17 protein-coding genes are annotated in these 20609 nt (G+C 71.3%); 9 read left to right on the top strand and 8 right to left on the bottom strand.

What is annotated here, in order from left to right; translation table 11 throughout:
• Positions 1-46 precede the first annotated feature (46 nt).
• The 5 genes from gyrB to dnaA all read right to left on the bottom strand — a co-directional run bounded on the left by gyrB (position 47) and on the right by dnaA (position 7763).
• Positions 47-2188: a DNA topoisomerase (ATP-hydrolyzing) subunit B gene (gyrB, locus tag KZX60_RS06775; RefSeq protein WP_348983742.1), complete on the bottom strand. Its 2142-nt coding sequence runs from the start codon at positions 2186-2188 to the stop codon at positions 47-49.
• A 330-nt stretch (positions 2189-2518) separates the two neighbouring features.
• On the bottom strand, positions 2519-3091 hold the full coding sequence (locus KZX60_RS06780; protein ID WP_248116721.1) for a DciA family protein: 573 nt from the start codon (positions 3089-3091) through the stop codon (positions 2519-2521).
• Complete coding sequence (recF, locus tag KZX60_RS06785; RefSeq protein ID WP_248116723.1) at positions 3084-4295, bottom strand: DNA replication/repair protein RecF; 1212 nt, start codon at positions 4293-4295, stop codon at positions 3084-3086. The genes KZX60_RS06780 and recF overlap by 8 nt, the downstream gene beginning before the upstream one ends.
• A 19-nt stretch (positions 4296-4314) precedes the next feature.
• Positions 4315-5430: a DNA polymerase III subunit beta gene (gene dnaN, locus KZX60_RS06790; RefSeq protein WP_248116725.1), complete on the bottom strand. Its 1116-nt coding sequence runs from the start codon at positions 5428-5430 to the stop codon at positions 4315-4317.
• 800 nt (positions 5431-6230) lie between these two features.
• The gene (gene dnaA, locus KZX60_RS06795) at positions 6231-7763 is read right to left on the bottom strand and encodes a chromosomal replication initiator protein DnaA (protein WP_248116727.1); all 1533 of its coding nucleotides are present in this window, start codon (positions 7761-7763) and stop codon (positions 6231-6233) included.
• A gap of 351 nt (positions 7764-8114) precedes the next feature.
• On the opposite strand from dnaA, the gene rpmH reads away from it, so the two are divergent.
• The 9 genes from rpmH to KZX60_RS06840 all read left to right on the top strand — a co-directional run bounded on the left by rpmH (position 8115) and on the right by KZX60_RS06840 (position 16937).
• A complete protein-coding gene (gene rpmH / locus KZX60_RS06800; protein ID WP_248116729.1) occupies positions 8115-8252 on the top strand; it encodes a 50S ribosomal protein L34 in 138 nt (45 codons plus the stop codon).
• Between the two features lie 28 nt (positions 8253-8280).
• Entirely contained in the window at positions 8281-8715 is a 435-nt protein-coding gene (gene rnpA, locus KZX60_RS06805) for a ribonuclease P protein component (RefSeq protein WP_248116731.1), read from the top strand.
• On the top strand, positions 8715-9083 hold the full coding sequence (gene yidD, locus KZX60_RS06810; RefSeq protein ID WP_248116733.1) for a membrane protein insertion efficiency factor YidD: 369 nt from the start codon (positions 8715-8717) through the stop codon (positions 9081-9083). Before rnpA ends, yidD begins: the two co-directional genes overlap by 1 nt.
• 5 nt (positions 9084-9088) lie before the next feature.
• Positions 9089-10084, top strand: a complete 996-nt coding sequence (gene yidC, locus KZX60_RS06815; RefSeq protein WP_248116735.1) for a membrane protein insertase YidC — start codon at positions 9089-9091, stop codon at positions 10082-10084.
• Between the two features lie 59 nt (positions 10085-10143).
• Positions 10144-10668, top strand: a complete 525-nt coding sequence (locus KZX60_RS06820; RefSeq protein ID WP_248116828.1) for a R3H domain-containing nucleic acid-binding protein — start codon at positions 10144-10146, stop codon at positions 10666-10668.
• Positions 10661-11392 carry a 16S rRNA (guanine(527)-N(7))-methyltransferase RsmG gene (gene rsmG, locus KZX60_RS06825; protein ID WP_248116737.1) on the top strand — a complete coding sequence of 244 codons (732 nt, stop codon included), beginning with the start codon at positions 10661-10663 and terminating at the stop codon, positions 11390-11392. The genes KZX60_RS06820 and rsmG overlap by 8 nt, the downstream gene beginning before the upstream one ends.
• 77 nt (positions 11393-11469) lie before the next feature.
• Positions 11470-12405, top strand: coding sequence for a ParA family protein (locus tag KZX60_RS06830; protein WP_248116739.1), 936 nt, complete (start codon positions 11470-11472; stop codon positions 12403-12405).
• Positions 12406-13499: 1094 nt separating this feature from the next.
• The gene (locus tag KZX60_RS06835; protein ID WP_248116741.1) at positions 13500-14495 is read left to right on the top strand and encodes an IS481 family transposase; all 996 of its coding nucleotides are present in this window, start codon (positions 13500-13502) and stop codon (positions 14493-14495) included.
• Positions 14496-15545: 1050 nt separating this feature from the next.
• Positions 15546-16937: a ParB/RepB/Spo0J family partition protein gene (locus KZX60_RS06840; protein ID WP_248116743.1), complete on the top strand. Its 1392-nt coding sequence runs from the start codon at positions 15546-15548 to the stop codon at positions 16935-16937.
• 114 nt (positions 16938-17051) lie between these two features.
• Here KZX60_RS06840 and trxA read toward each other — a convergent pair whose 3' ends face one another.
• The 3 genes from trxA to KZX60_RS06855 all read right to left on the bottom strand — a co-directional run bounded on the left by trxA (position 17052) and on the right by KZX60_RS06855 (position 20545).
• Complete coding sequence (gene trxA / locus KZX60_RS06845) at positions 17052-17375, bottom strand: thioredoxin (RefSeq protein WP_248116745.1); 324 nt, start codon at positions 17373-17375, stop codon at positions 17052-17054.
• A 98-nt stretch (positions 17376-17473) separates the two neighbouring features.
• Complete coding sequence (gene trxB / locus KZX60_RS06850) at positions 17474-18475, bottom strand: thioredoxin-disulfide reductase (protein ID WP_248116747.1); 1002 nt, start codon at positions 18473-18475, stop codon at positions 17474-17476.
• A gap of 120 nt (positions 18476-18595) precedes the next feature.
• Complete coding sequence (locus KZX60_RS06855) at positions 18596-20545, bottom strand: hypothetical protein (RefSeq protein ID WP_248116748.1); 1950 nt, start codon at positions 20543-20545, stop codon at positions 18596-18598.
• Between the last annotated feature and the right edge of the window lie 64 nt (positions 20546-20609).

Here is a 20609-nt window from a genome sequence, read left to right on the forward strand (position 1 = left end):
ACGCGCGGGGCACCCGTGGGGTGCCCGCCCGCGCGTCGGGCGCGGATCAGATGTCCAGGAAGCGGATGTCCTTGGCGTTCTGCTGGATGAAGCCGCGGCGGGACTCGACGTCCTCGCCCATCAGCATGGAGAACACGGCGTCCGCGGCGGCCGCGTCCTCCATGGTCACCTGCAGCAGGGTGCGGTGCTCCGGGTCCATGGTGGTGTCCCACAGCTCCTGGTAGTTCATCTCGCCCAGGCCCTTGTAGCGCTGCACGCCGTTGTCCTTGGGGTAGCGCCAGCCGCGGGCCAGGCCGGCCTCGATCGCGGCGTCACGCTCCTCGTCGGAGAACACGTAGTCGTGCGGGGCGTTGGACCACTTCACGCGGTACAGCGGGGGCTGGGCCAGGAACACGTGGCCCGCCTCGATGAGGGGGCGCATGTAGCGGAACAGCACCGTGAGCAGGAGCGTGGTGATGTGCTGGCCGTCCACGTCCGCATCGGCCATGAGCACGATCTTGTGATACCGCAGCTTGGAGAGGTCGAACTCCTCGCCGATGTTGGTGCCGAACGCCGTGATCATGGACTGGATCTCGGCGTTGCCGAGGGCCTTGTCCAGGCGGGCGCGCTCCACGTTCAGGATCTTGCCGCGCAGCGGGAGGATCGCCTGGGTGTCCGGGTTGCGGCCCTGCTTGGCCGAGCCGCCGGCGGAGTCGCCCTCCACGATGTACACCTCGCAGCGCGCTGGGTCCTTCGAGGAGCAGTCGGCGAGCTTGCCGGGCATGCCGAAGGACTCGAGCGGGGACTTCCGCCGCGCATGGTCACGCGCCTTGCGGGCCGCCAGGCGGGCGTGCGAGGCCTGGATGGCCTTGCGGATGATCTCCTTCGCGGTGCCCGGGTTCCGCTCGAGCCAGTCGCCCAGGTGCTCCGTGACCACCTTGGACACGAAGCCGCGGGCCTCGGAGTTGCCCAGCTTGGTCTTCGTCTGGCCCTCGAACTGCGGCTCTGCGAGCTTCACGGAGAGCACGGCCGTCAGGCCCTCGCGGATGTCCTCGCCCGTGAGGTTGTCCTCCTTGGGCTTGAGGATCTCCTTGTCCCGCGCGTACCGGTTGATGAGGGCGGTCAGGGCGCTGCGGAAGCCCTCCTCGTGGGTGCCGCCCTCATGGGTGTTGATGGTGTTGGCGTACGTGTGCACGGACTCCGAATAGGCGCCCGTCCACTGCATGGCCACCTCGACGGCCATGGATCGGTCCCCGTCCTCGGCCTCGAACGCGATGACGTCCTCGTGCACGAGCTCCACCTTCTTGGAGGAGTTCAGGTGGCGCACGTAGTCAAGCAGGCCGTTCTCGTACCGGTAGGTCACGGTGCGGCGCTGGGGCGCGGGCGCGGCCTCGTCGAGGCCGTTCTCCTCGAGGGCGTCCCCGACGGTGCCCTCCCCCACGATCTCGTCGTCCTGGACCGCGTTGTCCTCCTGGACGCGCTCGTCCGTGAGCGTGATGCGCAGGCCCTTGTTCAGGAACGCCATCTGCTGGAAGCGGGCGCGCAGCGTCTCCCAGTCGAACTCCACGGACTCGAAGATCTCCGGGTCCGGGTAGAAGGTCTGGACGGTGCCGGTGGCGTCCGTCTCCTCGCCCTTCACGAGCTCGCCCTGCGGCACGCCGCCGTTCGCGAAGCTCATGCGCCACGCGTGGCCCTGGCGGCGCACCTCGGTGTCCACGCGGCGGGAGAGCGCGTTGACCACGGAGATGCCCACACCGTGCAGACCGCCGGACACGGCGTAGCCGCCGCCGCCGAACTTGCCGCCGGCGTGCAGGATCGTCATGACGACCTCCACGGTCGGCTTGCCCTCGGTGGGGTGGACGTCCACGGGGATGCCGCGGCCGTTGTCCTCCACGCGCACGCCGCCGTCGGCCTGCAGCGTCACGTCGATCCCGTCCGCGTACCCGGCCAGGGCCTCGTCCACGGAATTGTCCACCACCTCGTACACGAGGTGGTGGAGGCCGCGCGGGCCGGTCGAGCCGATGTACATGCCGGGGCGCTTGCGCACGGCCTCGAGGCCCTCGAGGACCGTGATGGCGGAGGCGCCGTAGTCGCCGGGCACCTTGCGGTCGCGCGGGGCCGGCGCGGCCTCGGCGGAGGCCTGCGGCGTCTCGGGCTGCGGCGTGGCCGCGGGCACCTCGGCCGGGTTCTCGGGCGTTGCGTCGCTCACGGGTGCTGGTCACTCCTCAACGTCGGCGGCATCCTCACGTGGCATCCCGCGCGCGGGCGCACGGCCGGGGGGCGGACGGCGCCGCGGTCCTGCGGGAGGACGCGGACGGGCTGCTGCGGGGGCGGAGCGTCGGATGGGACCGGGGCTCCGCAGTTCCCCACCAGTCTAGGCGCTTGCCGCCCTCGTGCCCGCCACATCGCGGAAGGCGGAGGCCGAGACCGCCCCTGAGCGGCCCCAGAGACCCCTCAGGAGGGGTGCGGGATCCCGTCCAGGACACCCGGGCCGTCTGACGGGCCCTCCGTGCGTCAGAGGGGCGCCTACGGTCCCGGGTCACCCGTAGGTGTCACGGGGGCCGCGGCCGCCCCGCACGGTGCGCGGGCCCTTCCGCCAGCTCGGCGCCTGCGGGCCGAGCGCCTCGAGGCGCGTGACCACGCCCGGGCCGAGCGCCTCGTCGAACCGCTCGAGCAGCACCGGCGCCATGAGCCGCAGCTGCGTGGCCCATGCCGTGGAGCTGGTGCGCACCCGCACCACGGAGTTCTCGAAGGACTCGGGGCGGCAGTGCAGCGCGATCTCCGGGCCCACCAGCTCGGTCCAGCGCGTCAGCACGGAGCCCACGGCCACGGGCGTGGACCAGCCGCGGTCCCGGATGAGGCGGGAGAAGACGTCGGAGACCTCGGCCGGGTCCCGGTCCGCGCCGGAGAACGGCCGGCGACGACGGACGCCGTCGTCGTGCCCGCGGGGGCCGCCGCCCGTACCCGCCATCGACGCCGCGAGCCCCGCGCCGCTCCCTCGTGTGCGCAGGGGGGCCTCTCCGCGCTCCCGGGCGGCGTCGCGGACCCGGCGCAGCTGCACGAGGGCGAGGTCCGGGCGGTCCGGGGTGAACGGGGGCTCCGGCTCAGCCATCGCGGCCGCCCTCGCGGGGGGCGCGGATGTCTCCCTCCACCGGGTCGGCGGCCGGCACGGCCTCGGATCCCTCCGCGTCCTGACGGATGAGGATCCGCGGCCCGGTCAGCTCCGCCGGGATGTCCTCGACGGCGGCGCCCGTGACGATCACCTGCTCCGCGCGCCCCACGAGGCGGGCCAGGCGCGAGCGCCGGGCGGAGTCGAGCTCCGCGAAGACGTCGTCGAGGATCAGCACGGGACGGCCGTCCGGATCCGGGTCGTCGGCCACGAGCACGTCGTACGCCGCGAGGCGCAGGGCGAGCGCGAGAGACCAGGTCTCCCCGTGCGAGGCGTAGCCGCGCGCCGGGGCCGGGCCCAGGAAGAGGGTCAGCTCGTCCCGGTGCGGGCCCACGAGGGTGAGGGCGCGGGCCTGCTCCTCGTCGCGCTGGGCGAGGAGGGCCGTGGCCATGTCCGCGGCCAGCTCGGCCACGGAGGGGACCTCCGCGTGCGTGCCGCGGGCCAGCGGGACGGTGGAGTCATAGGCGTAGGTCGCGGCCTTGGAGCCGTTGGTCAGCGCCGCGTACATCTCCTGGAGCGGGTGGGCCAGCAGGCGCAGCACGTGGAGCCGGCCGTGCAGCAGCCGGGCTCCGGCCGCGCACAGGTGCTCGTCCCACACCGCGAGGGTGGACTCCTCCTCCGCGCCCCAGCGCCGGGCACGCCGCGCGGACTTCAGCAGCGCGTTGCGCTGGCGCAGGACCCGCTCGAAGTCCGAGGCGGCCTCGCCCAGGGCGGGGCGCAGCTGCACCATGAGCTGGTCGAGGAAGCGACGGCGGCCGCCCGGGTCCTGCGTGACGAGGCCGAGGTCCTCGGGGGCGAACACCACGGTGCGCAGGATGCCGAGGCCCTCCTTGGCCCGCACGGGGGCGCCGCGGTTGATGGCCACCCGGTTCGAGCGGCCCGGGAGGATCTCGAGCTCGAGCGCCACCGTGCGCGAGCCGCGGTGCACCCGGCCGGCGATCCTGGCGCCGGGCTGGCCGAAGCGGACGAGCTGCGCGTCGGCGCTCACCCGGTGGGACTGGTGCGACCCCAGGTAGCCGATGGCCTCCACCAGGCTCGTCTTGCCCACGCCGTTGGCCCCGAGCAGGACCGTGGAGCCCGGCTGCATCTCGAGGTCGGCCCACCGGTAGGACCGGAAGTCCTGGACGGTCAGGCGGGACAGGCGCACGGGGTGGGGGCCGGGCCCGTCAGGCCAGGCGCACCGGCATCACGAGATACCGGTAGTCGGAGACGGTGCCGGCGTCCTCGGAGACGCCCGTGAGCAGCGCGGGCTTCGGAGCGGCGGTGAAGGAGAAGCGCACCTGCGGCTGGTCCACGACGGCCAGGCCCTCGGAGAGATAGGACGGGTTGAAGGCGACCGTGATCTCCTCCCCCTCGAGAGTGCAGGGCACGGACTCGGTGGCGCTCGCGTCGTCCCCCGTGCCGGCGTCGAGGCTGACCTCGCCCTCCCGGAACACCATGCGCAGCGCGGTGTTGCGCTCGGCCACGAGGGCGACGCGCCGCGAGGCCTCCACGAGGGCGCCGGTCTCCACGACGGCCTGGATGGGGCTCGACTCCGGGAAGAGGGAGCGGATCTTGGGGTACTCGCCGTCCACGAGCACCGAGGTGGTGCGGCGACCGCCGGAGGCGAAGCCCACGAGGTCCACCTTTTCGCTGACCATGATCTCGAGGTCACCGCCGCCCCCGAGGGACTTGGCCACCTCGGTGAGGGTGCGGGACTTGACCAGCAGCGAGGTGGAGATCGAGGGGTCCGCGGGGGTCCAGCGGATCTCCTTCATGGCCAGCCGATAGCGGTCCGTGGCCAGGAACGTCATGGTGTCGCCGTCGATCTCGACCTTCACGGCGGTGAGGATCGGGAGTGTGTCGTCCTTGGAGGCGGCCACGGTCACCTGCGCCACGGCGTGCGCGAAGGCCGCGCCGTCCACGGTGCCGACGGCCGTCGGCAGCTCCGGGAGCGAGGGGTAGTCGCCCACCGGCATGGTGGCCAGGGCGAAGCGGGAGGAGCGGCACGTCACCACGACCTTGCCGCCGTCGAGCTCCACCGTGACGGGGGCGGCGGGCAGGGAGCGGACGATGTCGTTCAGCAGGCGCCCGGACACGAGGACCTGGCCCTCGGCCTCCACGTCCGCCTCGATCTCCAGGCGTGCCGAGGTCTCGTAGTCGAAGCTGGCCAGGGAGACCAGGCCGTTCTCCGCCGTGAGGAGCAGGCCGGAGAGCACCGGAACGGGGGGCCGCGGGGAGAGCGAGCGGGCGGTCCAGGAGACGGCGTCGCTGAGGATGTCGCGTTCGACGGTGAACTTCACGAGCTCTGCACTGCCTCTCTGGCGGGGACGTCGGTCATGGGAGACCCGTCCCTCTTCGGCGCGAGCGCCGGCGGAGGGGATGGGAGGCCTCGGCGGTGACGGACTCGGGCGTGCGGTGCGGGACCGCGGTTCGGCGAGCCGTCACGTGAACGTCAGCATAGGCGCTCGGCGCGGGCGGTGTCAGTTCACCCCCGCTCTGTGGAGGGCTGCCGAGGACGTGTCATTCAGGGGCCCGGCAGGGGCCGGGAGCGGGGCGCGGCGCAGGGAGCCTTGATGTTGCTTGACAGGATCTCTACGGAAGGGTCAGTAGGGGTAATAGCACGTGTGGATTCTGTGGACAACCGCGATGTGCGGCGTCAGGCCGCCGATCTCGCTGTGGGGGGCGTGGGGATTCCGTCCCGTCGGGGGTGTGCACGGCCGGTGGATGAGCCGATCGCAGCCCACCGACGTCGTCCACAGGGGTGTGGGAGGTTGTGCGGTGCGCTGCACCGTTTGTCCTCCGGCCGTCCACAGTTCTGTCCACAGACCTTGTCCACACCTCGCTGGATCCGCGGAATCATGCGGTTCACGCCTGTGGACGCCTGTGGATGACGGTGGAGAACTCCTCGCTCGAGGCTGGCTCCCCACCCTGTGCGCGGCCACCGTCCCCAGGGGTGTGGACCGCTCGGAATCGGCGCGGGGATCCCGCGGGGACGGGGCGCGCGTTGTCCACAGTGGGAGCGCTTCTCCACAGGGTTGTCCACAGTGGTGGACAATGTGGATGGAGTCTCAGGCTCCGGTTGAAGGGGATCGGACGTCCCTCAGGCGCCGCGCTGCTTGCGCTTGATCTCGTTGGTGAGCTCGGTCACCTGGTTGTAGATCGTGCGACGCTCGGCCATGAGCTCGCGGATCTTGCGGTCTGCGTGCATCACGGTGGTGTGGTCGCGTCCGCCGAGCTCCTGGCCGATCTTCGGCAGGGACATCTCGGTCAGCTCGCGCAGCAGGTACATGGCGATCTGGCGCGCCGTCACGAGCGTGCGCGTGCGGGACTTGCTGGTCAGCTCCTCGAGGGTGAGGTTGAAGTACTCCCCCGTCGCGTGGAGGATCAGCTCCGGCGTGATCTCCTGCGCCGAGTCGTCCGTGATGAGGTCCTTGAGGACGTGCTCGGCCAGCTCGATGTCCACCGGCTGACGGTTCAGCGAGGCGAACGCCGTCACGCGGATGAGGGCGCCCTCGAGCTCTCGGATGTTGGTGGAGATGCGGGAGGCGATGTACTCGAGGGCCTCCGGCGGGGCCACGAGCCCCTCGGCCTCCGCCTTCTTGCGCAGGATCGCGATGCGGGTCTCCAGGTCCGGCGGCTGGATGTCCGTGATCAGGCCCCACTCGAAGCGGGAGCGCAGGCGGTCCTCGAACCCGGAGAGCTGCTTGGGCGGCAGGTCCGAGGTGATGACCACCTGCTTGTTGTTGTTGTAGAGCGTGTTGAAGGTGTGGAAGAACTCCTCCACGGTCGCTTCCTTGTCCGCCAGGAACTGGATGTCGTCGATCAGCAGGATGTCCACGTTGCGGTAGAGCTGCTTGAACGAGGCGCCCTCGTCATGGCGGATGGAGTTGATGAAGTCGTTGGTGAACTCCTCGGAGTTCACGTAGCGCACGCGCAGGCCCGGGTAGAGGCGGCGGGCGTAGTGCCCGATCGCGTGCAGCAGGTGCGTCTTGCCCAGGCCGGACTCACCGTAGATGAAGAGCGGGTTGTAGGCCTTCGCCGGCGCCTCCGCCACGGCGTTCGCCGCGGCGTGGGCGAAGCGGTTGGAGGAGCCGATCACGAACGTCTCGAAGTGGTAGCGCTCGTTGAGGCGGCTCGTCTCGGCCGAGGTCGACGGCGGCGCCGGCGTGGGCGCGCCGGCGGCGGGACCGCCCGGGGCCGGGGTCTCGGGTACGGGGTCCTCCTGGCGACGCTCGAAGCCGGGGAGCTCGGCGGCGACCGCGCGACGGCCGGGCCGGGAGTCGGGGTCCGGGGTCGGCTCGGCGCTCACGGGCTCGCCGGCGAGGGCGGAGCGGCGGGCCTCCGGCTCGGGGGTGCGGGGCGGCTGCAGGTTCGCGTCGATGGAGATGGCGAGCAGGATCTCCTCGCGGAACACCGCGGTGAGGGCGTCCGTCAGGGCCTCGGCCACCTGGGCGCTCTGGAGCGTCTCGCGGGTGGTCTCGTTGGGCACCGCCAGCAGGAGGGTGTTGCCGATCTGCCCCTGCGGCTGGGCCAGGTAGACGTAGCCCATGAGACGTGCGCTGACCCGCGCGTCGTCCTCCAGCGTGCTCACGACGGAGCGCCACGACGTCAGCACGGCCTGATCTGCCACCACGGAGACTTCCTTTCCTGGGGCAGCCCACCAAAGGTGAGAAGACTGCGGCGAACGGCGTCCTTCGGACTCGGTGAGGGGAGTCTAGCGACTGTCCACAGGGTTGTGCACAGTCGGTGGACAACCCTTATCCTCCTGTGGACGACCCCGCCCGCCCGCCCCGCGCGCCCGGGCTCGCCCGCGCACCCGTTTGACCCGCGCGTCCGTGGGAACTAGAGTTGCCTGGTCCCCCGGGCTGTCGATCCATCGTGCCCGCCGGGGATTTCATGTCAGAGCCTCACCGGTCCATCCCCCTGGTTCACCTGTTCAGGTCGGCGGTCGCAGGCACACACAACACGTCGTGGAGTGATCACAGTGAGCAAGCGCACCTTCCAGCCCAACAACCGCCGCCGCGCCCGCAAGCACGGCTTCCGCGCCCGCATGCGCACCCGCGCCGGCCGCGCCATCCTCTCCGCCCGCCGCGGCAAGAACCGCGCGGAGCTGTCCGCCTGATCAGGCGCCTCCAGGGCTGACGCGCGCCGTGCTGCCCCGAGACCGGCGCGTCCGGACCCCCGCGGAGTTCCGCCACATCGGCCGCACCGGCACCCGGGTCGGCCGTCGGAGCGTCGTGGTGTCCCTCGCCCTGGACCCTGCGCCGACCCGGCCCTCGACGCTGAGCACGCCTCAGCGACCGCGGGCCGGGTTCGTCGTCTCCAAGTCCGTGGGGAACGCGGTCGTCCGCAACCGCGTCAAGCGCCGCCTGCGGGACATCGTCCGCCACGAGTTCGAGACCCCGGCCCTTCGGGGGCTGCCCGTGCTCGTCCAGGTGCGGGCCCTGCCCGCCGCGGCCGACGCGGACCACGCCACGCTGCGCCGAGACGTGAGCAGCGCCCTCGCCAAGGCGCTGCGCACCCGCGGCCTGACTGCGGACCCCTCTCCCCTCCCCCCGCCGCCGCCCCTCGCGAAGGAGGCCTGATGGCCACCGCCTCCTCACCGTTCACGGTGCGCGAGCCCGCGCGGGAATGGGGACCCCTCCGCGCCCTGCCCTCCACGCTGTTCGCGTGGGTCATCATGGCCTGGCGGTTCGCCGTCTCGCCCCTGTACGGGCAGGTGTGCCGGTACTTCCCCAGCTGCTCCGCCTACGGCCTCGAGGCCGTCCACGTGCACGGGGCCGCGAAGGGGAGTCTGCTCACCGCTCGTCGGATCGCCAGCTGCCACCCGTGGGCGGACGGCGGGGTGGACCCCGTGCCGCCAGGCCGACGCGTGTGGCCGCCGGGCCGGCAGCCCCGGATCATCTCCCTGAACCACCCTCCCGTCCCACCCGACCCTCAGCCGGAGGATTGACCCCCATGTTCGAAGCCATCCTCGCCCCGTTCCGCTGGCTCATGTCCTGGATCCTCGGGGCGTTCCACACCCTGCTGGAGACGGTGGGCATGCCCTCCGACTCCGGCTGGACGTGGGCGCTGTCCATCCTCCTGCTGGTGGTGCTGATCCGCACCCTGCTGATCCCGCTGTTCGTCAAGCAGATCAACGCCCAGCGCTCCATGCAGGCCATCCAGCCCGAGCTGCAGAAGCTGCAGGCCAAGTACAAGGGCAAGAAGGACCAGCTCTCCCGCCAGGCCATGGCGCTCGAGCAGCAGGCCCTCATGAAGGAGCACAAGGCGAACCCGTTCGCCGCGTGCCTCCCGCTGCTGGTGCAGATGCCGTTCTTCTTCGCCCTCTACCAGGTGCTCATCGGCGCGCGGACCGCCGCCGAGCAGGGCCAGGGCATGGACGCGCTCTCCGCGGACCAGATCCGCTCCTTCGAGGGCTCCACGATCTTCGGCGCCCGCATGTCGGACACCTTCATGCGCTCGTTCGGCCAGGACGGCGGCCTGCCCGTGCTCATCGTGGCGCTGGTCCTCATCCTGCTCATGAGCGGCTCCATGTTCTACATGCAGAAGATGCTCATGTCCAAGAACATGAGCCAGACCGCGTTGACCGGCCCCATGGCCCAGACGCAGCAGATCATGCTCTACGCGATGCCCCTGATCTTCGGCATCGGCGGCATCAACTTCCCCATCGGCGTGCTCCTCTACTGGACGTACTCCAACTTCTGGGCCGTGGGCCAGCAGTGGTGGATCATCCGCAACAACCCCACCCCCGGCTCGATCGCCGAGCAGGAGCTCAACGAGCGCCGCGCCGCCAAGGGCCTGCCCCCCGTCGGCAAGAAGGTCACCGAGGCCCCGGCCGCCTCGTCCTCCGCGCACACCTCGGGTGCGTCCGCCGGCACCGTGCTCAACGGTGAGCCGCTCCGCCCGGGTCAGCGCGTGCAGCCGCAGCGCAAGAACCGGAGGAGGAAGTGACCGTGCCCGCACAGGATCCCTCCGTCGAGGAGGACGTCCGCCTTCCGGAGGGAGGTGCAGTGCCCGACGACGGCGCCGCTCCCGGCGCGGACGAGGCACCCGAGGAGGACGGCCTGCGCCGCCTCGAGGAGGAGGGCGAGGTGGCGGCCGACTACATCGAGGAGCTGCTGGACATCGCCGACCTCGACGGGGACATCGACATCGAGGTGCGCGACGGCCGGACCTACGTCTCCGTGGTGTCGGAGGAGGACGACGAGCGCCTGGCGGCCCTGGTGGGCCAGGACGGCCGCGCCCTCGAGGCGCTGCAGGAGCTGGCGCGCCTGGCCGTGCTGACGTCCACGGGGCACCGCTCCCGCCTCATCCTGGACATCTGCGGGCACCGTCGGCGCCGGGACGCCGAGGTGCGCGCGCTGGCCGCCGACGCCGTCGCGCGCGTGCGTGACGGCGAGGGCCCGGTGCGCCTGGAGCCCATGGGCGCCTACGAGCGCAAGATCGTGCACGACGTGGTGGCCGAGGCGGCCCTGACCTCCGAGTCGGACGGCGAGGGCGCTGGGCGCCACGTCGTCGTGTCCGCCGATGCCTGAGTCGCCGACGCCGTCCTACGAGGAGCGGCCCGGGCTGCGCCCGGGTGAGCGCGGGGAACGACCCGCGCCCGAGGGCCAGCCGGCCCCGCCGCTCACCGCCGAGCTGGCCGGGCCCGCCCGTCAGCTGTTCGGGGACGCCCTGCCCCTCGCGGAGCGCTACGTGGCCCACCTCGCGGACACCGGCATCGAGTGGGGCCTGATCGGCCCGCGCGAGGCGCCGCGGCTGTGGGAGCGGCACGTGCTCAACTGCGCCGTCGTCGCGGAGCTGCTGCCCCGGGACGCGCATGTGGCCGACGTCGGCTCGGGCGCCGGGCTGCCCGGGCTCTGCCTCGCGCTGGCTCGCCCGGACTGCCGGTTCGTGCTCATCGAGCCCCTCGAGCGGCGTGTCGAGTGGCTGGACATGGTGGTCGAGGACCTGGGCCTGGGGAACGTGGACGTGGTCCGTGCCCGTGCGGAGCAGGTGGTGGGCGAGGTCAGCGCCGACGTCGTGACCGCGCGCGCTGTGACAGCCATGAAGAACCTTTTGCCCCTGACCATGCCCCTGCTGCGCGGGGAGGGCGAGCTGCTGGCCATCAAGGGACGCTCCGCGCCCGAGGAGATCCGCGCGGCCCGGAAAGTGCTCCGCACGTATGGTGGAGCTGAACCGGAGATCCTCACGCTGGGCGAGGGGCTGCTCCCCGAGACCACCACGGTGGTGCGCGTGGCCGCCCGACGCCCCCGCTGACCCTCCCCTCCCCCGGGAGGGGCCGGCGCGGATCCCCGTCGACGACGTCGTACCCGCCTCACGGAAGGAAGAGCCGCATGGCGCAGGAGCAGGAGAGCCGGGGTGGGGCCTGGAAGGCCCTGCGCCAGAAGTGGTCCGGACGGCCCCCCGAGAAGTCGGGCGCCGAGGAGGCCGCCCGCCCGAAGGCGCGCCGACTGGCGCGCCCGGAGCGGACGCGGGTGATCACCACGTCCAACCAGAAGGGTGGCGTCGGCAAGACGACCACCACGGTGAACCTGGCCGCCGCCCTGGCGCGGGCCGGGATGCGCGTGCTGGTGATCGACATCGACCCGCAGGGCAATGCGTCGACCGCGCTGAACATCCCCCATGCCGGGGACGTCCCCTCCGTGTATGACGTGCTGCTCGACGAGATGGAGATCCAGGACGTCGTGCAGGACGCGCCCGACGTCGACGGGCTGCAGGTGGTCCCCGCGACCATCGAGCTCGCCGGCGCCGAGATCGAGCTGGTCTCCCTCGTGGCCCGCGAGCAGCGCCTCTCCCGTGCCTTCGAGCGCTACGTGGCATGGCGCGCCGAGCAGGGCCAGGAGCGGCTGGACTACGTTTTCATCGACTGCCCGCCCTCGCTGGGGCTGCTCACCGTGAACGCGTTCGTGGCCGCCGAGGAGGTGCTCATCCCCATCCAGGCCGAGTACTACGCCCTGGAGGGCCTCTCGCAGCTGCTGAAGAACGTGCAGATGATCCAGAAGCACCTGAACAGCAGGCTGCAGGTCACGACCATCCTCCTCACGATGTTCGACGCGCGGACCAACCTGGCGGTCCAGGTCGCCGAAGAGGTCCGGGCCCACTTCCCCCAGCAGCTGCTCCAGACCGCCATCCCCCGCAACGTGCGCATCTCCGAGGCCCCGAGCTATCAGCAGACGGTGCTCACGTACGACCCGGCGTCTGCCGGTGCGGTGGCGTATCGGGAGGCGGCGGTCGAGATCGCCGGGCGAGGTGCCCCGACGCCTCTGTGACGGGTCGGCCCGCGTTACATCGAACGCGATGAATTGATGTTTGTCCTGATCGTGCAGGGCAAGAGGAGCGACGGCGGCGCCTGCGGGCGCCGCCGTTTCACGTGAAACCGCGCGTGAGGCATCCTCGACGGTCGACCCTTCGCGGGAGGGGACTGGGCGGGCCCGGGCCGGTGGGTGCCGGTCGGGGCCGCGGGCCCGGTGCGGCGGGGTGTTCGAGGCGTGCCTATCCGGCGCGGGACGCCTCCCCAGGCATGGGCCACTCTGCAACGAGCAGTCGGCGCCGGCGTCGCGCCCTCTCCCCCGGGCGGTGCCGCTTCTGTGCGGACCGTGACGGGGTCCACGCGTGCGACGGACCTCAGTGCATATGAGCGGTGCTGGGCGCGCCATCCCCGCGGAGACCCTGCTCGCCACTCGCCCATTCCCCCAGCGCCGCGGGTCGATCCCATGCGACCGCGCAGAGGATGAGGGAGAGTGGATGACCGTGGAGCCCCGGGGAGCAGGAGGAGGATCCGCTGTTGATATGTGGAGAACTCCTGTGGACAACGACGACACCAGTCTGCTGGCATACAGGTCGATTGCTGTTCATGAAAGACCTCCGTGTGGATAACGGGGCCTATTCTCACTCTTTCGCCTGTGGACACCGGGGTGTGCACGAGGCGCCGAGCTGTGGATGGCGAGTTGCCAGCCGCGGTCTGAGGGTCGCAGTATTCGCTGGAATGCGGCTGCAATGCTCGGGCATCTTCCGAGCACTGGCCCCTGGTCCCCTTGTGCCCGCTATTTCCCGTGGCGAATTCAGAGGCAGAAGGGGCGTGGTTTCCCTCGGACTCCTCTCGCCGAGAAAGGGGAGCGCTCAATGGCGGAGCCGGGAACTGTATACACGGGGACGTGCCGGCGGGTGCTGCGCCGTTCTGGGAAAGCGGTGCTGGCCGGGTGGCACCTCGCGTTTGGACGGACCGCTCCCCCATCGGGGATGACACCTGCACCGTCTAGTTGTGATGTCCAGGGACGTTGTTGCGTGAACAGCTGACAGGCGAAGGCCTCCTGTTGCGAGAGTGGAGCTGTCGAGAAACCGCTCACGCGAACAGAAGGCCTTCATGTCCCACGCTAACGCCGCCCTGACCCCTCGCGCCCGCCTACGCCTGGCCAAGCTCATCGTCGAGGAACACTGGCCGGTCGCCACCGCGGCCAAGATGTTCATGGTCTCCCCACCCACCGCACGCAAATGGGCCACACGCTTCCGGGCCGAGGGACCTGCAGGGATGGCAGACCGGTCCAGCCGGCCGTCCACGATGCCGACCAGAACACCGCCGGCGGTGGTGAAACAGATCGTGGCCGCCCGATGGCGCCGACGCCTGGGGCCGGCACAGATCGCCGGAGAACTCAGGATGCCGGCCTCCACCGTCCATGCCGTGCTCGTGCGCTGCCGGATCAACCGCCTCGCCCGTCTGGACCGGGTCACCGGCGAGCCGATCCGCCGCTACGAGCACCCCCACCCCGGCTCGCTGATCCACGTCGACGTCACCAAGTTCGGGCGCATCCCCGACGGGGGCGGACACCGATTCGTCGGGCGCCAGCAGGGCCTGAAGCACCGCGCGGCGACCGCAGACCGTGAAGGAACCCGTGATGCCCGATACCAGCCCCGGCTCGGGGTGGGCTTTCTGCACACCGTGATCGATGATCACTCCCGCTTCGCCTATGTCGAGATGCACTCCGATGAACGCAGCCAGACGGCCATCGCGGTGTTGCGCCGCGCGGTCGCCCACTTCGCGCGCCTGGGCGTGGAGGTGGAGCGGGTGCTCTCGGACAACGGCTCGGCCTACCGCTCGCATGCCTGGCGTGATGCCTGCACCGAGCTCGGGATCAAGCCCAAGCGGACTCGGCCCTACCGGCCGCAGACGAACGGGAAGATTGAGCGGTTCCATCGCACGCTCGCTGACGGGTGGGCCTACGCCCGGTTCTACAGCTCAGAGACGGAGCGCAGGGCCGCGTTGCCTGGATGGCTGCACTTCTACAATCATCATCGCGTCCACTCCGCGATCGGCGCCGTGCCTGCCACCAGGCTCAACAACCTCCCTGGACATCACATCTAGTTCACCTGCGGCTCCGGCGTAAGCGGGGACGGAGAAGGATGAACGCAATGGGCGAGCGAAGGCGACGGCCAGCTACCTTAGCCGTGTTTCACGTGAAACAGCGGGCGATTCGACCTCGCGCGCCCTGTGGCCCGTGGTTCTGAAGCCTTCCGAGTGCTCCGATCGCCATCCTTGAGAAATGCATTTGAGGATTATCCGGCGAACCTTGAGTGAAGTCTCTGCTCTTCCTTTGGGCCTGACGCAGGTGGAAGGGTGCGCCCTGAAGTGGTCCTTCGGATACGACACTCCACAGAAGGCAGCCCTCCTCTATCGGGCGCATAGGTGGGCGCTAGCGTCGGGCCGCGAGAGGCGGATGCATCGGCACGTGCCGGTAATTGTCTATGCGCGCGTCCGCCCGTAGCCCAAGAGTCGGAACAAGTGCCTGATTCACCGCATCGTGATACACCTGGCCTGACATGTTTCACGTGAAACGTGGAGCGTTTCGTCTCGGCACCTAGGGCGGAGTGGATCCCCGCAGACGGCCGGGATCGGACTCCCCTCGGGGCAGGTCATCGCCGTGGCCGCCACTCGCAGGACCTCGGGAGTTGTCCGCCGTGTTCGAAGCTGGGCACTGCGCACTGGATACTTGGCACGGGTTGTAAGGCCGTCAGCTGCGGGCCGCATCGGCACATCTGGACCTCAGCTGCCGATGCACATCTGAAGGACTCCGGTACAGGCGCTTCTGGTTGTTGAATCGAGTTTCTGTACGGGAGCGGGGCCTCAGCCGAGCGTGTACGTCGATAGCCCCAGAGTTCTGAATCTCCCCTGCGGCCGAAGGGCACGGATGGTGTTTCACGTGAAACGACAGACCCTCAGAGCTGCCGGGGAACATCCCACCCCGTGACGGCCGTCCTCGCTGGCGTCGTTCCGGCCGCAACGCGGCTTCGGCAGAAAGGAACAGGCAGCAACCGAGAGCGAGAGCCGCGCATAGACTGACCTCGACCACCCCACTCGCCAGGAGGACCTGTGAAGACCAGCCGCCGCGGAGGCCTCGGCCGAGGCCTTGGAGCATTGATCCAGAGCACCGCCGAACCGGAGATCGAGCAGACCGAGGCAGGGGAGGAGGCCACTCTCGTTCCCGCGGAGCAGGCGCGCGACACCAAGGCCGGCAAGGACGTCTCGGCCGCCACGCCGAAGACGGAGAACGCTCGGAAGTCGCGCCCTGCGGACAAGGCAGACAGTGAAGGCGGCACTGGGGGCAAGACGAAGGCCGCCCCTTCCACGGACGATGCTCCGCAGTCCAAGGCCGGCACCGCACAGACGAGCGGGGGAGCCGCAGGACCGCGTCCCGTGGACGTCTTCTTCTCCTCTCCCGCCGAGCCCGAGTCGTCGGGAGAGGCATCCGCCGCCGTCGAAAACACCCCAGCGACGGCCTCCGATGAGCCTGTCTCTCGACAGGCCCCGCGGGGCGGCCGGCCGGTCATGCCCACGGTGAAGGCCCCGGCGACGAAGAAACCCGGACGAGCGGACACCGGAACGAAGCCGGCCGACGCCGGAGCGACGGGCGCCACGACCACGGAAGCTCCGCCCGCCGGGCGCGCCACTGCCGCCCGTCCTGCACCGCAGAACGAGGGCACCGTCCCCACGAGCATCGCCGTGCTGCGGGAGATCCCCGTGGGGGACATCCAGCCGAACCCGCGGCAGCCGCGTGAGGTGTTCGACGAGGAGCACATGGCGGAGCTCGTCACCTCCATCCGCGAGGTGGGCGTGCTGCAGCCGGTGGTGGTCCGTGAGGTCTCCGGAGCCGTCCCGTACGAGCTCATCATGGGTGAGCGCCGCTGGCGGGCCACCCAGCTGGCCGGGCTCGAGACCATTCCCGCCATCGTCCGGCACACCCCAGATCAGGACCTGCTGCGAGACGCGCTCCTCGAGAACCTCCACCGATCCCAGCTGAATCCTCTCGAAGAGGCTGCCGCGTATCAGCAGCTCATGGAGGACTTCGCCTGCACCCAGGACGAGCTCTCGCAGCGGATCGGCCGCTCCCGGCCGCAGATCTCGAACACCATGCGCCTGCTTCGCCTGCCTCCCCTGGTGCAGCGTCGGGTGGCCGCGGGAGCACTCTCCGCGGGCCACGCCCGCGCTCTGCTGGGCCTCACCGATCCGGCGGAGATGGAGCGCCTCGCTCAGCGGATCGTGGCCGACGGGCTCTCTGTGCGTGCCACCGAGGAGGCTGTCACCCAGCTCCAGGGCACGGTTCGCCCCGGCCCCGCGGCGCGACGCACACGAGGGGAGAGCGCCCACCACGAGCGGCTGGACCACTTCGCCACGGCGCTGACCTCGCGGCTCGACACGAACGTGAAGATCACGCTGGGCGCGCGGAAGGGCCGGATCGCGATCGACTTCGCCTCGGTGGACGACCTGAACCGGATCATGGACGTCATCCAGGGAGGCACCTCCCGCTGACCCCGCACACCGCTGACACCGCACACCGCACACCGCTCATCGGTCCGCGTCCGCGGACACAGCAGGGCCCCCTCCGTCTGGAGGGGGCCCTGCTGCGTGAGTCAGGGGAACTGATCAGCCCAGCAGCGCGGAGAACTCCTTCTCCAGCGCCGCCTTGGGCTTGGCGCCCACGGACTCGGCGACCTTCTGGCCGCCCTGGAATCCGAGGACCAGCGGGATCGAGGTCACGCCGTACTGGGCGGCCGAGGCCGGGTTCTCGTCCACGTTCACCTTGGCGATGACGACCTTGCCCTCGTAGTCGTCGGACATCTCCTCGAGGACGGGGCCGAGCATGCGGCACGGGCCGCACCACTCCGCCCAGAAGTCCACGAGGACGGGGAGCTCGGAGTCGAGGACCTTCTGCTGGAAGTCGGCATCGGTGACGGTGATGGTGCTCATGGGAGCCTCCTGGTTGTCGGTTCGAGACGGGTTCAGGGTCGTTCTTTGGTACGAGGGTGACGCAGTCCCGCGAATCTCACGGGTCAAACGTCAGACGGTCATGCCGGCACGCTGTCGGAGGCCGGCTCGGCCGGGGCGGCCTCCTCCACGTCCGCGACGGTGGCCAGGTAGTGCTCGACGTCCTGGGCGGCCACGCAGCCGGAGCCGGCCGCGGTGATGGCCTGGCGGTAGCTGTGGTCGGTGACGTCGCCGGCCGCGAAGACGCCGGGCACCGACGTGCGGGAGGACGGGTGGTCGATGCGGATCGTGCCGTGCTCGGTGAGCTCGAGCTGGCCCTGCACCAGGTCGGTGCGCGGATCGTGGCCGATCGCCACGAACAGGCCGGTGACGTCCAGGGTCGACTCCTCGCCGGTCGCGGTGTCCCGCAGGCGCACCGACTCGAGCTTGTCCGCGCCCACGAGTTCGACGACCTCGGTGTTCCAGCGGAACTCGATCTTCTCGTTCTCCTCGGCACGGCGCGCCATGATCTTCGAGGCCCGCAGCGAGTCCTTCCGGACCAGGACGGTGACCTTGGAGGCGAACTTGGTGAGGAAGAGGGCCTCCTCCATCGCGGAGTCGCCGCCGCCCACCACGGCGATGTGCTGGTCGCGGAAGAAGAAGCCGTCGCACGTGGCGCACCAGCTCACACCGTGACCGGAGAGGCGCTTCTCGCCCTCCACGCCCAGCTCGCGGTAGGCCGAGCCGGTCGTCATGATGACGGCGTGGGCGCTGATCCGCGTGCCGTCGCCCAGGGTGAGCACCTTGGGGGTGGAGGTGAGGTCGGCCTCCACGACGTCGTCGTAGCGCACCTCCGTCTCGAAGCGGCGGGCCTGGGCTTCGAGGTTGGCCATCAGCTCCGGGCCCTGGATGCCCTCTGGGAAGCCGGGGAAGTTCTCCACCTCGGTGGTGTTCATCAGCTCGCCGCCGGCCGTCACCGAGCCGGCCAGCAGCACGGGCTCCAGGTGGGCGCGCGCGGTGTAGATCGCGGCGGTGTAGCCGGCCGGGCCGGAGCCGATGATGGCGACGTTGCGGACGCTCGGGTCCTGATCGGTGGGTGCCACGGGGGTTCCTCCAGATGGGGTCGGGATGACGGACGCTCACCCGGCACAACAGCGGGCCGCGCCCCGGGTATTCCGCCCGCAGGCGCCCCGGGTGGTTCCCGACGCCCCGCGTGGGACGGCTCAGCGGACGGTGACCTCCGTCAGGCGCAGTCCGTACGGGCGCTCGCCGCCCCCGGCCTCCAGGCGGGGCAGGGAGGTGATGCGGAGGATCACGTGGCCGGCCGCCGCGTCGTCGGCTTCCACAGGGACCACGGAGCGGTCGGCGTCGAAGGTCCCCTGGCCGATCTCGCGGGCGTTCTCCCCGTCGGGGGAGTCCGCCAGGAGCACCGTGAACGCACCGCCGGAGCCGCCGGCGTGGTCGACCACGACCTCGTTCACCCGGGCCGGCTCCTCGAGGGCGACCGCGAGGTCCATCGAGGCCACGTAGCCGCCGAAGTTGGGGCGCGTGTAGGTGTAGCTCTGCCAGGCCGTGGACGTGTCGCCGTCCACGAGGCTGTCCAGCTCGCCGTCGTGGGCGTCCTCCAGGCTCGGCATGTCCGGGACGGACCGGGCCACGCCCGCGGCGCGGGGGCGCCCGGCGGGGGCCGTCTCCGACGACGACGCGCCCCCGGTCGCGGCGGGGGAGCTCGCCGCCGGGGCCGCGGACTCGGCCGGGGACTGCGTCTCGGACTCGGCCGCGCTGGTGGCCGTCTCCGCGGGGGAGGAGGCTGGTGACGACGAGGCCGCCGGGGGTGCGGCGGGGGAGGAGCTCTCCGCCGCCGGCACGGCGCGCAGGTTCTGGTTCAGCAGCAGGAAGCCCAGGGCCACCGCGGCCAGCAGGCCCAGGAGGATCAGCAGGGGCAGCAGCCACTTCGACCGTCCGCCCGAGCCCTCCGGGGCCTCGGCGCGGGAGCCGGCCTCGGCGTCGTGGACGTGGTCGGGGGCGACGGCGGGGCGCGCCGCCGCCTCCTCGGCGCGCGGCAGGGCGTCGGGGGCCAGGGGAGCGATGGGGGTCAGCGGGGCGCGGGACGCGTCGGGGGACTCCCCGGACGACGCTGCGGGCGTCTCCCCGCCCTCCGTGCCCGGGGTGGTGCTCAGTGGCGTGAAGGCGGGCAGCGCGCGGCGGGGCGCGGGACGGGTGCGCTGCGCCGGCTCGGCGCCGGTGGCGGCCACCGTGGCCGCGGCGACGTCGGCCCGCCAGGAGGTCGCGGTGTCAGCCGACGGCTCCTCGGGGTGCGTCGGAGCGGGTGCGCGAGTCTCCGTGGACGGCGTGGCCGCGGCATCCTCGAGGGTCTCGGACGCGTCGGCCTGCGTCTCGGTCGGGGCGTCGGCGGCCTCGTTCGCCGTCGGGGCGTCGGTGGCGCCGTCCGCCTGGACGACGGCGACGGACTCCGTGGGATCGGGTTCCTGCGTGAGCTCGTCCCGCGGCCTCAGCTCAGACTGCTGGGCGTCGGCCTGCTCCGAGGCCGCGCGCTCCTCTCGGGCCTTGACCTCCTCGACGCGGGCGCGCGTGGTGGCGGCGGCGGCGGCGAGGGCGGAGGCCGCCGCGGCGGCCTTGGCCGCGGTGCCGTCCGCGGGGCGGATCCGCTCGGTGAGGCGGTCCGAGATGCGGTTCAGGATGCCCGGGCGGCGCCGCGACTGCTCCTCGTCGGCGCGCAGCTGCCGGTCGAGGTCGGAGTAGTAGTCCTCGTCGTCCTCGTAGCGGTGCGCCTCGCCCCGGCGCGCCTCGCCGAAGATCTCCGAGCCCAGGGTGTCGGTCTGGAACGGTTCGACGAACACCTCCTGGGGGTAGGCCAGGCCCAGCAGGACGTCCGGGTCGGGCCCGCCGCCGGCGATCAGGTAGGTCCGCCCCTCGCTGAGCCCCAGGTCCAGGACCTGGACGTCGTCCTGGCGCTCGCCCGTGGCCAGCTCCCGTGCGGAGGTGGCCACCTGGGCCGCGTCCTCCCTTGAGGCCACCAGGATGGTGACGCGTCGGTTGAGGACCTGGTCGGCGCCGAGGAACACGAGGTTCTGGTCCGCGGACGTGACCAGGTGCTCGGTGATGCGGTAGCGGCCGCCCAGGACGGAACCGACGGCGAGGGGCTGGGTCACGGGGTCTTCTCCTGACGACGGGGACGAATCCCGATGATACTGGGGCGGGGCCCGCCACGGCGGG

Origin of the sequence: Micrococcus sp. EYE_212, assembly GCF_023147585.1 — a bacterium.
Lineage (GTDB): Bacteria > Actinomycetota > Actinomycetes > Actinomycetales > Micrococcaceae > Micrococcus.

Coding starts and splice junctions, on each gene's coding strand:
- KZX60_RS06780 (WP_248116721.1), bottom strand. CDS start 3,091: ATGGCTGAGCCGGAGCCCCCGTTCACCCCGGACCGCCCGGACCTCGCC.
- yidD (WP_248116733.1), top strand. CDS start 8,715: ATGGCCACCGCCTCCTCACCGTTCACGGTGCGCGAGCCCGCGCGGGAA.
- yidC (WP_248116735.1), top strand. CDS start 9,089: ATGTTCGAAGCCATCCTCGCCCCGTTCCGCTGGCTCATGTCCTGGATC.
- rsmG (WP_248116737.1), top strand. CDS start 10,661: ATGCCTGAGTCGCCGACGCCGTCCTACGAGGAGCGGCCCGGGCTGCGC.
- KZX60_RS06830 (WP_248116739.1), top strand. CDS start 11,470: ATGGCGCAGGAGCAGGAGAGCCGGGGTGGGGCCTGGAAGGCCCTGCGC.
- KZX60_RS06835 (WP_248116741.1), top strand. CDS start 13,500: ATGTCCCACGCTAACGCCGCCCTGACCCCTCGCGCCCGCCTACGCCTG.
- trxA (WP_248116745.1), bottom strand. CDS start 17,375: ATGAGCACCATCACCGTCACCGATGCCGACTTCCAGCAGAAGGTCCTC.